The following is a 13443-nucleotide window of genomic DNA, read 5'->3' on the forward strand; positions in this document are numbered from 1 at the left end:
TTTCAAGCAGGTTTTACTATAGAAAAATCCTAATTTTTATTTTTAGTTTAAAGAAATGTATTGTTAATGATTATTCCTAAAATCCCAGCAAAACCTACACAATAAAATACATTCACTTTATATTTCCATACTGCAATAAATCCTCCTAATGCAATCAATAGTGTCCAAAAATCAATGATGGCTGAGGGGATTAAAGCAAGCACGGCAGCTAAAATCGTTCCTATAACTGCTGCATTTACTGCCTTAAGAAAGTTTTTTACCTATCGTATGTCTTTAATCCTTCTCAAATAAGGAGCCGCAATCAATATGAAAATAAAGGAAGGTAGAAATATAGCTAACGCTGCTATAAAAGCTCCTATAACACCAAATACTTTATATCCAATAAAGGCTGAGGTAATCACTACTGGACCCGGAGTAACCTGTCCTAGGGAAATACCCGCAATAAATTCCTGTTGTGTCATCCATCCTAATCTCTCTACCACCTCCTGTTCAATAAAGGGAATAATCACTAGCCCTCCCCCATAAATGAAGGAACCTACTTTAATAAAAAAGGTAAATAATCTTGTTAAAGTTGGCTCTATACCAAGAATAGGAATGGCTAACATATAGTTTTTATTCTTGTTCCCATGAACTCCATAAATATAGATCCCCACAATTCCTGCTAGTACTAATACAGCAATCATATTTTTATAGTAAACTTATATCGATATTCGATAACGAATATCGATATATACTATTATATACTGGTGGTGAGTAAAAATGCAAGAGAAAGTGCTGCGAAAATTATTTTTAGGGTTTATTCAAATTCATATATTACATCATGCAAAAATAGAACCTTTTTTTGGCATATGGATGATTGATGAGCTTAAGGAACATGGATATTCTATGAGTCCTGGCACCCTTTACCCTATACTACATAATTTGGAGGCCAGCGGTTTGCTTCAAAAAGAAAATAAAGTTGTAGAGGGTAAGATACGGAAATATTACAGCATCATAGAGGAAGGAGATCGTGTTTTAGAAGAAGCAAAACAAAAAGCCTATGAGCTTTTCAAAGAAATCAAAGATTAATGCAAATTATTAGGAGGGCTAGTGATGTTCCATTTCAAGGAAGTAAAGTACAAAAATATATTAAACATTGAATATCTGGTGATTCCAGGAAAAAAGGTTACTAGTATCATCGGAGAAAGTGGTAGTGGTAAAACCACCTTGTTAAGGCATTTGAATAAACTGATTAGCTATGACGAAGGAGAGATTCTCTATAAAAATCATTCCTTAAGGGAAATAGATTCCATGGAGCTAAGAAGAAAGGTAATTATGTTACCTCAAACACCTGCTATCTTCAATGGCACAATCAAAGATAATTTGCTCATAGGACTAAAATTCTCTGATAAATCTATGGTAGAAGATGTAGAATTGTTAAGGGTGTTACAGCTTGTTCATCTTAATAAAACACTGACAGAAGATGCTGAAAAATTATCTGGAGGAGAAAAACAAAGATTAGGCTTAGGAAGAGTATTATTAATGAATCCAGAGGTTTCTTTACTGGATGAACCCTCTTCTGCTCTAGATGAAGAAACTGAAAATCTTATTATAGAAAAAATAGTGCAATTTTCAAGAAAACAACAGAAAACCCTCGTTATGGTTACCCATTCTAAAAAAATTGCTGAAGCCTATTCAGATTTCATCGTGGAAATTAAAGAAGGCAAAGTTGTACATCAAAGGGGGAAATAAAATGGAAGGCATTATTCACCTACAGCTATGGCAGATGATAGCTGCTTATATTTTTATTGTTATTCTATTATTTATCGTGAAAATAAAGGGTATCTCGCGCGAAAGGGACATCCTTATCTCAACTACTCGAATGACCATACAGTTAATTTTAACTGGTTATATTCTTGTATACATTTTTGATCATAGTCATCCATGTATCCCCTGTAACCGCCATTCAATATCAGATTGCCATTATGCTAGGAATTGTTGGTAGTGTTTCTCTAACTGTTATCCTATTTGTACAATTAGGTTACAAAACCTTCTTTAATGAAGACCATCAATTAATTGTTTAGTCACCAATCTTGTATTTCTAATAAGTAAAGTTGAAAGTAATAAATATTAATAAATGATTCTTCACTTTGTAAGATCCTTCGCTATCACTCAGGATAACAGATTCAAAAGCTTTACAATTTATTTCTATCAAACTATACGATTACTTATCTATATAAATAGAAATAATTCTTAAAATCTGTATTTTTTAACAAAATCTCATAGAATCTATCCTATCCCACAGTAAAGTGTTATAATACAATATAAATTGCAATCTTTTGGTCAATTGTATATATAAGCCATGCATTATATTAATAACAGTTTAGGTATAAAAGACAGGGAGTGAATTCTATGAAAAAAATACTTTTAACTCTATTTATTTGTTCACTAGTTGTTGCAATAGGTGCCGGGTTTTGGGGTTATAGATACTTTTTCGGAGTAGATGATCAACTTCGAACACAGCTACAGGAGGAATTCAATCAAGATTTCTTCAGCTTTAAAGATTTAGATTTAGACAGTGAATTGATACAAGACAGTACAAACAACAACAATAATATGCAAGCGACAACTGGCAATACCACCACGGAAGCTATAGCTAATAAATATACTAGAAAATTAGAAAATCTTGAAGCTGCAGCAGCTGAAAAGGTTGATGTGTTATTTCGTAAGGCTTATGAAGAATATCTGCAGGAAGGCTCAAAAAATCAGCTGAACCAAACACAGTTAGCAAGAAAATATCTCCAAGCAGGAAATATGTTGGAGAAATCAATAGAAGATATATTCAATGGTTTAATAACAGAAATGGAAATTGAACTTAAAACAAATAACTTGCCTACTGACCTAGTCAAGGAAGCAAAGGAAGAATATGATCAGATGATTAAAGAAAAGAAAGCTGTTATTATGCAACAGTTGGAGGGACATTTATAGTCCTTTTATACTGCCAATAATCCTTCTTGATATTATCTTTGTCTTAATCAAGAAGGATTTATTTTGGCATATTCATTATTATTTTACTTGCTACTATTTCTTTTAGTATTTTCACCTATTGAGCAAAGCTTTTCAATTGTATCTAATGGATCAATCCCAGTAAGTTGTTCTTTGATTTTCATGTACAATCTCATTCATTTAGTCTTTTTCTTCGCTGACACTATCATTCTCTTCTGTATATCCAAAATCCGTTTCTTCATCAGTTATAGTCTCATTATTATTGGAAATCTCTTCAATATAGCTGCTTTCGTCTATATTTGTTTGCTGAATTTCTTCTACTTCACTATTTTCTACCCCGATACTTTGAAAACTTTCTTCTTGTTTATTAAGAACTTCATTTTTTTCTTCACTGGTTGTTCTACTTTCATCTGTAACCAATTCTTTAATAAAATCTCGGCTCTTATTATCATCGGGAAATTTATATTTCTCGTTATTCCATTTGGTATCCGTATTAGATCCCGCAATCCTTGGTGGGTACTTATGTTTATTTTTAAAAGTTAATCCTTTATTTCTCATGATCTTCATATCCCTCCATTTTAAATATGAGTTATCCCTTAATTCCATTGTTAAATTTAGTTACTTTCTTACATATGTATAATATATTATGCATTTAAAATTATATGTGTTCACAGATTTTCTAATAAGAGGCGAAGATTGTTAATAAAAAAACCTCTCTTTCGAGAAGCCTAATATACATACACTGCCTATCTATTAATAGGAATATTCCATGTAACCGTCAATATTATTTCCTATTCCATGAACCTTCTTCCCATTCTATTACATCGATAATATCAGATTATATAGTATCTATTTAATAAAAGTTATGAGAATCAGCCACAATAATGGTTAGTAGCCTTTTAATAGGGATTCCATCTTGGGAGGATAAAACTAAATGGATATCATCAGAAGAATTTTACTTTTATTAATAGCATATGTCTTAATAGTCAGTCTTAATATTGTATCCTTTGGCTATTTATACTATAAACATGATTCTATTGCTTTCTCAGATAGAATACCTATGAGTAATAGAAATATAAATAATCTTCCTTTTCAAGAAGCTGTTTACTTTAGTGGTATCACCTACTTTACGATTGGCTATGGAGATATTACTGCTGTCGATGGAATCGGTAAGTTTCTTACGATTCTTCAGGGATTTTCAGGAATTATTGTTAATTCTACCTTTACTGGTATGTTTGTTTATTACTTAGTGAAAAGATCTAAAAATATTCTTATCACCAATAGAATTTTTATTCGATATAAGAAAAGTACAAAAAGATTTTATCTATCTGTAAGGGTGGGAAACAAAGGAAGAGCTTTGGTAAATGTGAATAGAGTACTAGAAATATTCCTTTATGAGAATGATGTTCGTAATAGAAGATTTCATTTATCTCAAGAATATTATTATTTTGAGAAACTTCTTTACTGGGATATTGATCTCCATGCAGAAGAAAACAAAGAATTATTAAACTATCTAAAGTTAGCTTTATTTAACGATGAAAATATTTTGATAAGAGTTTCAATTATAGGCACTGATATAGAAGCGGGAGAATTAATGTTTGTATCTAAGTATTACACTAACCATAGCATTCAGTTCATTAAGGAGTATGTAGGTTTATATAAGTGGAAAGGTCATCAACGAACAGAAATAAATTGGAAGGATTTTCAAAAAATCTACAAGCTCGATCATGATCTTATCGAAGACTTTAGAAATATATAACGACACAAATAACTGTATCAAAGTGGTATTGAAGCCATAATAAAAAATACCCCTTAACAGTTAAACTTGTTAAGGGGTATTTTTTATTAAATCCTTTGTCTAGCAGTTAGTAGTATCTACATCTGTAGGAGGAACAGCTACTTGTTGATTTTGCAGCACTTTTAAAGTTATGAAAACAACCATTTTTTCCTCAATTTTATCAAAGAATTTTTCTTCAAAAGGAAGTTTGCTATTATCTGCACGTTTTCGGTTAAGAAACTCGTCAAATTCTACAATTCTGCTGCTAATTAATTCGCAGAATGGAAGTTCATTAAAGAATTCTGTGCTGATTTGGTTAAACTCGGAAAAATCACCTGAGAGTAGTTCATCTTTATCGGCAAATTTAGGTTGTTTTAAGTCTTTTCTTCTAAAATACTCAAATTCTTCTCTAGTTGTACCAACTATCGGCAATGGGTCAGCTCCGTTAAAGACAACAGGTGTTACGCATTCGAAAGGAACATCAACTGTACAGTGGCGGATATCTCCACAGAAGCCTTGATCAGTTGCACATTTACATGTTGCAAATTCAATGTTTTTTCGAATAAATCCTTTGATGAAAAGTTTATTGGTATCTTGAAGCAATAAGCACTGAGTAATTTTTAAACGTTTCTTAATATCTTTGATCTCTAATGCTTTTTCAGGAAGATCAATGATCGAACTGACATCGATCTGAACAGTTAATTCAGCTAACACAACAGGTACTTTAACTACTGCACCGGAAGTAACCGCACTTATAGGTGCTGGTATATTTTCACAGGTATTAATACTTCCATTAGTAACCTTTACACAATCTGTCTTTTTTGGAGGACAAGCTACTTTTTTAGAGTAGCTTGCTGCCACTACTCTTGGCTGTTTAATGATTTGTTTATACATACTTTCCACGCTCCCCTTAGATTAATATAGCGTCATTAGAAATCAGGACTTGATCCCCTCTTCCTAATGTAATAATATTCTGCTAATACAGATTGGTTACAATTTATTGAAAATATTAGTCCAAAGGAGATTCATGTATATCAAATCAATTTAATGATTTAACATAGAGGTCTTCATTGATACATTAATAGTGCCTGACCATAGAAGATATATAATCCTAAGGAGGATCAATCTGCCATCGATAGCTTTTCTACCATACATTAATTATTTCCGACTATTATTCTATTGTTCTCACTACATAGTTGAATTTCTTGGTCATAATGATAGAAGCTTAGTTTGTTTCCTTCCTGTAAAGTATAGGTGGTCTCCTTCTGATTAACTTCTATCGTTAATCTTCTACCCTTATATAAAATACTGAATTTATATGCATCCCACTTTTCAGGCGTATATGGTTTAAAATGCAGCATTTCATCAAACACCCTCATTCCTGCAAACCCGTTTACGACACACATCCATGCCCCTGCCATAGATGCTGTATGAAGGCCTTTGTGAACGTTATTATTATAGTCGTCTAAGTCCATCCTAGCAGTTTGCATAAAATAGTTGTAGGCATAGTTCTTATAGCCAACCTCTGAAGCAATAACACTAAAAATGCATGCAGATAAAGAAGAATCATGGGTTGTTTTTGGTTCATAATAATCAAAGTTTGCTTTTTTCAACTCTACAGAAAATTTCTCACTTAGTAGTAACATTAATAAAAGAACATCTGCCTGTTTACAAATCTGATAACGCCATATATTTAATGGATGCCAATTAAATACTAGTGGTAATCTTTCTACCTGTATTCCTTCAATATCATAGGGTTCCTTATAAATAAAGCTATCATCTTGAGGATTGATTCCTAATTCTTCATTATAGGGTAAATACATATTGTCAGCAGCCTTTTTCCAAACCAAGATCTCTTCCTCTTGTAACTCAAGTTTTCTCTTTAATTCCAGATATTTTTCTGAAGCCTCTTTTTTAAACCATTCAGCTAATTCTACTGCATAATATAAATGCATCTGTGCCATATAATTGGTATAGCAATTGTTATCTACTCCTGCCTTGTATTCATCAGGTCCTGTTACCTCGTGGATACAGAACTTATTTCCCCTCATGGGAATAAATCCCCCTCTATCAGCCCATAGTCTAGCAGTTTCCCATACAACTTCTACCCCATAATTCACTAAAAACTCCTTATCCTCAGTTGCTTCTACATACTTCTTGATAGCATAAACAACATCTGCATTAATATGATATTGTGCAGTAGAAGCTTCAAAATATGCTGAGGTTTCTTCTCCTCCAATGGTTCTCCAAGGATATAGGGCACCTGGATGATCTAGTTCCCTAGCTCGTTCCCTAGCATTATTTAAAGTATTGTATCTATACATAACCAATGACTTTGCAATTTCAGGATTGTTATATAAAAAGAAGGGTAATATATAGGTTTCTGTATCCCAAAAATAATGACCCTCGTAGCCTTCCCCCGTCAAGCCTTTTGCTGCAATATTGGTATAACCATCCCGTCCAACAGACTGAAGAAGCTGCAACATATTAAATCGAATTCCTTGCTGTAGTGCTAAGTCTCCCTTTATAATCACATCGGTTTTTTCCCAAAACTCCTTGAGAAATTCTGTATGTCTCAACAGTAATTCTTTATAGCCCATCTTACAGGCCCTTTTCACTTCTTTTATAGCATTTTCTAATACCTTTTTTGTCTCATATTTTCTATTGACATCAAAGGCAGTAAATTTTTCTAATATTAATAACTGATCTTTTTCAACCTTGATCTCCCAACAAGCCTTAACCTCTTTTTCCTCTATAAAATATTGGGGGTTAAAATAGCTTTCCAAACCCTCTTTCTTTAAACAATGCATCATACCACAGGCTATATCAAATTTAGTTTTCTTCGTTTGCTGCAATAGATACATAGCATTATCTACTATACCTTTTTCTTTCGTAACCAAAGCTTGATCTCTCAGATTTTCATTTCTCACATCTCCATTAATAGAAGTGATTATTCTAACAATGCCAGAAAAGTTCAATGGTCGAACAGACAATTGAAAGGCAGTAATATGTATATCTTTTAGTGAAATAAATTTTTCTATATTGAATTCCGCTTTCTTTCCAGTTGGACTTTGCCAAATGAATTGTCTACTTACTTTACCATCCTTCATGTGCAGTACTCTACTGTATGTTTCCAAATGTCCCCTATCCATTGTAAACCTCTCATCATCGAAAAACAGTTCAATAGATTGAGTATCCATAATATTTAACATCGTTTGACCCCATAGAGGAAAAGCGTATTGATATTCACCATAAATAATTTCCTCTGATTCATAAAAACCGTTTATGTAGGAGCCCTTGCATCCAGCAACATCACTTTGGAAACCTTCCTCAATGGTTCCCCTCATCCCTATATATCCATTCCCTAAAGAAAAGATAGTTTCACTTCTATCATTGTTATTCTTTTGAAATTCCTTCTCTATGATATTCCATTCATCTAAATGATAAATTGGTTGCTTATTTTTATGAAAGGATCTCATTGGCCAGCCCCCTTACTTTAACTTGTAATTTTTAAAATGCTTCAGCTTACAGTCTATAAATCTTCAAAAAAACCTCTCAATCATTTCATTTATATCAAAAGCTTCTAGGCTTTCTAATACCACATCTGCTTCCTGTAAGATTCCTTTATTCCCTATTCCCACTGCTATCATTCCAGCTCTCTTAATAGCAGTTACTCCCGCAGCTGCATCCTCAATGCCTAGACATTCTTCTATTTTCACTCCTAATCCTTCAGCACATGTCATGAAAATCTCTGGATCTGGCTTTCCTTTTAAGATTTTATTTGCATCCGCAATATAATCGAAATAGTCAACAATCATTAGTTTCTCCACTACCGAAAAGGCATTTTTACTGACGGAAGCCAATCCAATTTTTATTTCTTTCTCCTTTAAGTCAATTAGTACCTTATTGACACCTATTAATAAGTCTTTTTCAGTAATTCCCTTGATATATTCTTGATAATACCGATTTTTCTTATCACATAATGCTAATTTTTCCTCATATGAATATATACACTTACTGCTCTCCAATATCTTATTCAAAGAACCCATTCTATCGATACCCTTTAAGTTTTCATTTGCCTTCTCATCAAAAGGAATATTTAATTCATCAGCCAATCTTTTCCATCCTTTATAATGATAGCTGGCTGTATCCGTTAATACTCCATCTAGATCAAATATTACTGCCTTCAGTTTCTTCCTCATTCTACCCTTCTCCTTTTTATGCCTTTATACACTTGATTTATTCAGAGGATAGGGTATATCCAAAAGATATACCCTATCCGACTGCTGAAAAACCTCTATCTTCTTCGTTGCTTCGAAAATCCAGCACCTTTACGTATTTCATTATACGCTGCAGTCGCCGGGTTTTCTTGCGCCTCGAATCTGAAGTCTTTTGAGCAGTCAGAATTTTGAATACTATTTATTTCTTTGCATCTGCAATTACTTGAGCATGTTTGTCTAGCGTTTCTTTGACATCTTTTCCTTCCATTGCAATTTCCCTTAAAGCATCATTTAAAGCTTTATCTAATGTATCCCAATATACTACATTTGGTCTAGCTTCAGCAGATTTTAACGCTTCATTTACAGCCTCAAAATAAGGTTTTTGCCATGCTTCAACCTGTCCATAGGCATCTTCTCTACATGCAGGCCATCCCAGCTTAGATACAAGAATTTCCTGTGTTTCCTTACTCATTAAGAACTCTGTAAACTCAACCGCTAAATCTCTGTTTGGAGATCCAACTGGAATACCTATCACTTCGCCGCCTAAGACCTTAGATTCTCTAGCAGGTCCACTAAAACCTCCATGGGCTTTAACTTCTTCCTTTCCTCCCTCTTGCACGATAACATTTACGCCGAAGGGCCAGTTTGCTCCATAATAAACGGATTCTGTGGCTAAATATTTATTCATTGTGTTCCAATTAGCTCTTGGTGTATCTGGAGAAAGATATGGCCAAATTTCTTGTAAGAAAGTATAAGCTTTAATAGATCCTTCATCATTTAATATCATAGGATCCCCGCCAGCTTGACGAATAAATTCAAATAAATGAACAGTTGTGCAAGCATCTAAGGTCCCTTTAATAGCTACTCTACCAATGCCTTCCTCTTCATGGAACTTCTTTGCAACATTCATCAGATCATTCCATGTCTTTGGTATTTCCAAACCATATTCCTGGAATTTTGTTTCATTATAAAAATTTATTTCTACATTTGGTCTATAAGGCATAAAATACAGCTTACCCTCAAACTCTCCTACAGGTACTAATGATGGTAATATACTACTAGGAATCTTGTCTTTAAAGTCGGATAAATCCTCAACGAGTCCTTTGTCTACCAACTGTGCTAGTTGCATATTATCTTGGGTAATAATATCAATCTCCATTTTTCCTGCCTGGTTCATTGCCTCTAGCTTTGTAACAAGATCCGCAGCTTCAATTTGAACCGCTTGTATTTTTACATTGTGTTTTTCTTCAAAAACAGGAAATACGTCTCTCCTCATTACTTCCCATTCTGATTCTCCTAATGCCATACTTACATTTAAAACCTTTGCTTCTTCAGCAGCTGGTTCACCATCAGCAGGAGCGTTGCTACCGCATCCTACCACCATTGTCAATAATAAAACCGTCATTAGCATAAATGATAATGTTTTTGAAGCCTTTTTCATTCTACATTCTCCTCCCTCTTAAACAATTGCTTTTTTTATCCCTTAATTGCGCCACCGAGATAATCAGAACGAATATATCTCTGTAGTGCATAGGTAACAATAAGAACAGGTATCATTAATATAGTGGCATAGGTCGCCGTTTGAAAGAATCCACCTCGATTTACATAGTAATAAATTTGTAAAGGTAATGTGTTTGTTGATAAAGATAGATATAATGCATAGGTAAATTCATTCCAAGAATTTAACCACACGTACATAGCTGCCACAGCTAATCCTGGTGCTGCATTAGGTAATATGACACTCCAAAGAGCTCTAATCCTTGATGCTCCGTCAATCATGGCACTTTTCTCAAGATCTTGAGGTATCACCTCAAAGGTTCCAACTAATATCCAAGTAATAAAAGGTAACTGCTCAATCAAATGAGCCAGTATAAGACCTGCATGAGTGTCAATCAAATTCCATCGAATAAATTTCACAGATATGGGAAGAGCTATCCCCACATTTGGAAACATCCTTGTAAAGAACAAAGCTAATACAATAATATACTTTGTCTTTTTAGGCAGCCTTGATATAACATAAGAAGCTGGAGTTGCTAAAATAATAGCAACGATAGCGGTTGCAGTAGCAACAATGAAGCTTTTAGAAAGTGCTGGGAATAGCAATCCTGATTGTAATACTTTGATCCAATGTTCTCCAGTAAAGTTATGTATAAGAAATGTAGGATGCTGTGTCAACACATCTACTGGCTTACTGATAGATACCTTGATTAGTATATAAATGGGACTCAGCATAGCAAGTATAGAAATAATTAGCATAGGTACAAAGGCAACCTTAATGAAGCTGTCTAAGAAATCCTTTTTCCCTTGATCTTTTTCATTGTGAAGCTTGACTGACTTTTTTTGAGTTTCAGTAGTTGCTTTCATTAGGTTAATCCCTCCCCTTTGTCAACAAACTTTAAGTATAATAGTACAAATACAAAAATAATCACCAGTAGTATTGTAGATGCTGCCCCTGATACGTTGGGGTTATTATACATCCTGTACTCTTCAAAGGCATAGGTTGCTAAAACTGGTGTAACCTTCCCCGCTAAAATCATAGGAAGCTCAAATATCCTGAAAACGTCTACTGCCCTTAATATAATGGTCATTGTAATGGCAGGCTTTAAAAGTGGTAAAGTAACATAACGAAAGGTTTGCCATTTAGATGCTCCATCAATTTCAGATGCTTCATATACATTGGGAGGGATAGATTCCAATCCCGCCAACAATAGTAGTGTTACTATAGGTGTTACCTTCCACATATCACCAAATGCAATAATAAAGATGGTTTTCAGACCTCCGCCACCCCAATTAATAGGTATAAATCGATATGTCTCCTGAAGCAATCCAGTATATTTAAGGCCTTCAGTTACTCTATAGATGATTTCATTCATATAGCCCTGGGTATCAAATATGTAAAGTAATGCTACCCCCGATACCAATGTGGGCACCCCCATAGGGGTTAAGATAATAGATCTAAAAATTCCCTTGCCTTTAAAATTTCTTTTTAGCATGAGGGCTAAAATGAGTCCTGCAGTCATTTGCATTGTTAATCCTAATGATGTAATCAATATCGTATTTCCAAAGGCCTGTTTGAAATGTTGTTTTCCCCAAAGATATTGATAATTTTCAAGAGTAATTCCACCTGTAAACCTATCTAGAAAACTAATTTGTATAGTTTGAAGAATAGGTATCAATGTAAAATAGAAAATATATAATGTTAACGGTGTTATGAATAAAATTTCTAATTTGTATTTTTTAATAAATTTCATAGAAGCTGAAGCTCCCATTATATCCCCCCTTTACGAATGTAATCGATTACATTTCTCTTGAAAAAATTATAACTTAAGTGCTTTCTCTTTCTATTAGCGCATAGTTCAAAATTACCTTGCTTTGTTGTATTGTTTCTTTATTTAATATCTTTGTTAAAAGCCTCATACCTACCGCTCCCATTTCATACATAGGTTGAGCAATGGTAGTCAAGCTAGGACATATTTTTTCAGCCATATCAATATTGTCAAACCCAGCAACTGCTAAATCTGTTGGCATTGAAAGCTTCAATTCTGTAGCAGCACGTATTACCCCTAATGCCATTTCATCAGAGGCACAAAAAATGGCGGTAGGTCTATTTTCTTGAGTTAGAAGCTTTTTTCCTCCCTCATATCCACTTTTGAAACGATAGTTACCATATACTAACAAACTTTCCTCCAATGGAATGCCTGCCTCTTCAAGAGCTTTATAATAACCTTTTACCCTGGAAATCCCTGCTATATAATCATTTCGCTGCCCAGCTATCATTCCTATCCTTTTGTGGCCTTTTTGAATTAAGTATTTAACCATTTCGTTACTGGCAGCTACGTTATCAATAAGTACTGTTGGTAGTTCTTCATATTCAGAAGAGATAAGAACCACTGGGATTTTCAGATTCTGAAAACTGTCAGCCAATTGGTCAGTTATGATGTTACTCATATAGATGATCCCATCAGATTGTTTTTCTGTTAATACATCTAAATACTTTAACTCCTTTTCCCGCTTAAGGTCGGTATTACACAAAACAACATTATATTCATACATATTAGCTACATCCTCAATACCACGAACAACTTCAGGATAGAAGTGACTTGAAATGTCAGGAATCATAATCCCGATTGTCTTTGTGTTTTTTACCTTTAAACTTCTGGCAATAGCATTTGGTTTATATCCCATTTCTTCTATAACTGCCATCACCTTCTGAAAGGTGTCTGGCTTTACTGAGTCACTATTATTTAAAACTCTAGATACCGTAGCCACAGATACCCCCGCATGTTCAGCAACATCTTTTATCTTTAGTGTCATTTCATTATCACCTCATAATGTAATCGATTACATTATATGCTATTTTCAGAAAATTGTCAAAGCATCTTTTCTTTGAGTTTGTTTAAATAGTTAAATAGTTAACAACTTCAAGGATAAATATTCTTATCACTAATTATACTTGTTTTC

General features: G+C 33.8%; 14 protein-coding genes and 1 pseudogene. 6 read left to right on the top strand and 9 right to left on the bottom strand.

The window, feature by feature from the left end:
- Nucleotides 1-47 precede the first annotated feature (47 nt).
- Nucleotides 48-683, bottom strand: a pseudogene (locus tag CHB72_RS27940) (chromate transporter).
- Nucleotides 684-759: 76 nt separating this feature from the next.
- Between CHB72_RS27940 and CHB72_RS02195 the strand changes: the two are divergent.
- The 5 genes from CHB72_RS02195 to CHB72_RS02210 all read left to right on the top strand — a co-directional run bounded on the left by CHB72_RS02195 (nucleotide 760) and on the right by CHB72_RS02210 (nucleotide 2967).
- On the top strand, nucleotides 760-1068 hold the full coding sequence (locus CHB72_RS02195) for a PadR family transcriptional regulator (protein ID WP_089281242.1): 309 nt from the start codon (nucleotides 760-762) through the stop codon (nucleotides 1066-1068).
- Nucleotides 1069-1092: 24 nt separating this feature from the next.
- Complete coding sequence (locus tag CHB72_RS02200) at nucleotides 1093-1731, top strand: ABC transporter ATP-binding protein (RefSeq protein WP_089281243.1); 639 nt, start codon at nucleotides 1093-1095, stop codon at nucleotides 1729-1731.
- Between the two features lies 1 nt (nucleotide 1732).
- Nucleotides 1733-1984, top strand: a complete 252-nt coding sequence (locus tag CHB72_RS02205) for an ABC transporter permease (protein ID WP_242975006.1) — start codon at nucleotides 1733-1735, stop codon at nucleotides 1982-1984.
- Entirely contained in the window at nucleotides 1965-2063 is a 99-nt protein-coding gene (locus CHB72_RS28185; RefSeq protein ID WP_242975007.1) for a hypothetical protein, read from the top strand. The genes CHB72_RS02205 and CHB72_RS28185 overlap by 20 nt, the downstream gene beginning before the upstream one ends.
- 328 nt (nucleotides 2064-2391) lie before the next feature.
- Nucleotides 2392-2967 carry a hypothetical protein gene (locus CHB72_RS02210; protein ID WP_089281244.1) on the top strand — a complete coding sequence of 192 codons (576 nt, stop codon included), beginning with the start codon at nucleotides 2392-2394 and terminating at the stop codon, nucleotides 2965-2967.
- A gap of 198 nt (nucleotides 2968-3165) precedes the next feature.
- Here CHB72_RS02210 and CHB72_RS02215 read toward each other — a convergent pair whose 3' ends face one another.
- Nucleotides 3166-3552 carry a hypothetical protein gene (locus tag CHB72_RS02215; protein WP_141131295.1) on the bottom strand — a complete coding sequence of 129 codons (387 nt, stop codon included), beginning with the start codon at nucleotides 3550-3552 and terminating at the stop codon, nucleotides 3166-3168.
- Nucleotides 3553-3919: 367 nt separating this feature from the next.
- On the opposite strand from CHB72_RS02215, the gene CHB72_RS02220 reads away from it, so the two are divergent.
- Entirely contained in the window at nucleotides 3920-4744 is an 825-nt protein-coding gene (locus tag CHB72_RS02220; RefSeq protein ID WP_089281246.1) for a potassium channel family protein, read from the top strand.
- 99 nt (nucleotides 4745-4843) lie between these two features.
- On the opposite strand, the gene CHB72_RS02225 is transcribed toward CHB72_RS02220, so the two are convergent.
- The 7 genes from CHB72_RS02225 to CHB72_RS02255 form a co-directional block, all read right to left on the bottom strand.
- Nucleotides 4844-5656 (bottom strand): CsxC family protein, encoded by an 813-nt coding sequence (locus CHB72_RS02225; RefSeq protein ID WP_242975008.1) that lies wholly within the window; start codon nucleotides 5654-5656, stop codon nucleotides 4844-4846.
- Nucleotides 5657-5916: 260 nt separating this feature from the next.
- The gene (locus tag CHB72_RS02230; RefSeq protein WP_089281247.1) at nucleotides 5917-8241 is read right to left on the bottom strand and encodes a glycoside hydrolase family 65 protein; all 2325 of its coding nucleotides are present in this window, start codon (nucleotides 8239-8241) and stop codon (nucleotides 5917-5919) included.
- Nucleotides 8242-8304: 63 nt separating this feature from the next.
- Nucleotides 8305-8964, bottom strand: coding sequence for a beta-phosphoglucomutase (gene pgmB / locus CHB72_RS02235; protein ID WP_089281248.1), 660 nt, complete (start codon nucleotides 8962-8964; stop codon nucleotides 8305-8307).
- 217 nt (nucleotides 8965-9181) lie between these two features.
- The gene (locus CHB72_RS02240; RefSeq protein ID WP_089281249.1) at nucleotides 9182-10423 is read right to left on the bottom strand and encodes a sugar ABC transporter substrate-binding protein; all 1242 of its coding nucleotides are present in this window, start codon (nucleotides 10421-10423) and stop codon (nucleotides 9182-9184) included.
- A 35-nt stretch (nucleotides 10424-10458) separates the two neighbouring features.
- Entirely contained in the window at nucleotides 10459-11346 is an 888-nt protein-coding gene (locus tag CHB72_RS02245; RefSeq protein WP_089281250.1) for a carbohydrate ABC transporter permease, read from the bottom strand.
- Complete coding sequence (locus CHB72_RS02250; protein WP_242975009.1) at nucleotides 11346-12251, bottom strand: carbohydrate ABC transporter permease; 906 nt, start codon at nucleotides 12249-12251, stop codon at nucleotides 11346-11348. Before CHB72_RS02250 ends, CHB72_RS02245 begins: the two co-directional genes overlap by 1 nt.
- Before the next feature lie 55 nt (nucleotides 12252-12306).
- Entirely contained in the window at nucleotides 12307-13296 is a 990-nt protein-coding gene (locus CHB72_RS02255) for a LacI family DNA-binding transcriptional regulator (protein ID WP_089281251.1), read from the bottom strand.
- Between the last annotated feature and the right edge of the window lie 147 nt (nucleotides 13297-13443).

Source organism: Anaerovirgula multivorans (assembly GCF_900188145.1).
Classification (GTDB): Bacteria; Bacillota; Clostridia; order Peptostreptococcales; family Natronincolaceae; genus Anaerovirgula; species Anaerovirgula multivorans.

Bases quoted from the DNA above. Each gene is read 5' to 3' on its own strand.
- CHB72_RS02195 (WP_089281242.1), top strand. From the start codon at position 760: ATGCAAGAGAAAGTGCTGCGAAAATTATTTTTAGGGTTTATTCAAATT.
- CHB72_RS02200 (WP_089281243.1), top strand. From the start codon at position 1,093: ATGTTCCATTTCAAGGAAGTAAAGTACAAAAATATATTAAACATTGAA.
- CHB72_RS02205 (WP_242975006.1), top strand. From the start codon at position 1,733: ATGGAAGGCATTATTCACCTACAGCTATGGCAGATGATAGCTGCTTAT.
- CHB72_RS28185 (WP_242975007.1), top strand. From the start codon at position 1,965: ATGCTAGGAATTGTTGGTAGTGTTTCTCTAACTGTTATCCTATTTGTA.
- CHB72_RS02210 (WP_089281244.1), top strand. From the start codon at position 2,392: ATGAAAAAAATACTTTTAACTCTATTTATTTGTTCACTAGTTGTTGCA.
- CHB72_RS02215 (WP_141131295.1), bottom strand. From the start codon at position 3,552: ATGAAGATCATGAGAAATAAAGGATTAACTTTTAAAAATAAACATAAG.
- CHB72_RS02220 (WP_089281246.1), top strand. From the start codon at position 3,920: ATGGATATCATCAGAAGAATTTTACTTTTATTAATAGCATATGTCTTA.
- CHB72_RS02225 (WP_242975008.1), bottom strand. From the start codon at position 5,656: ATGTATAAACAAATCATTAAACAGCCAAGAGTAGTGGCAGCAAGCTAC.
- CHB72_RS02230 (WP_089281247.1), bottom strand. From the start codon at position 8,241: ATGAGATCCTTTCATAAAAATAAGCAACCAATTTATCATTTAGATGAA.
- pgmB (WP_089281248.1), bottom strand. From the start codon at position 8,964: ATGAGGAAGAAACTGAAGGCAGTAATATTTGATCTAGATGGAGTATTA.
- CHB72_RS02240 (WP_089281249.1), bottom strand. From the start codon at position 10,423: ATGAAAAAGGCTTCAAAAACATTATCATTTATGCTAATGACGGTTTTA.
- CHB72_RS02245 (WP_089281250.1), bottom strand. From the start codon at position 11,346: ATGAAAGCAACTACTGAAACTCAAAAAAAGTCAGTCAAGCTTCACAAT.
- CHB72_RS02250 (WP_242975009.1), bottom strand. From the start codon at position 12,251: ATGGGAGCTTCAGCTTCTATGAAATTTATTAAAAAATACAAATTAGAA.
- CHB72_RS02255 (WP_089281251.1), bottom strand. From the start codon at position 13,296: ATGACACTAAAGATAAAAGATGTTGCTGAACATGCGGGGGTATCTGTG.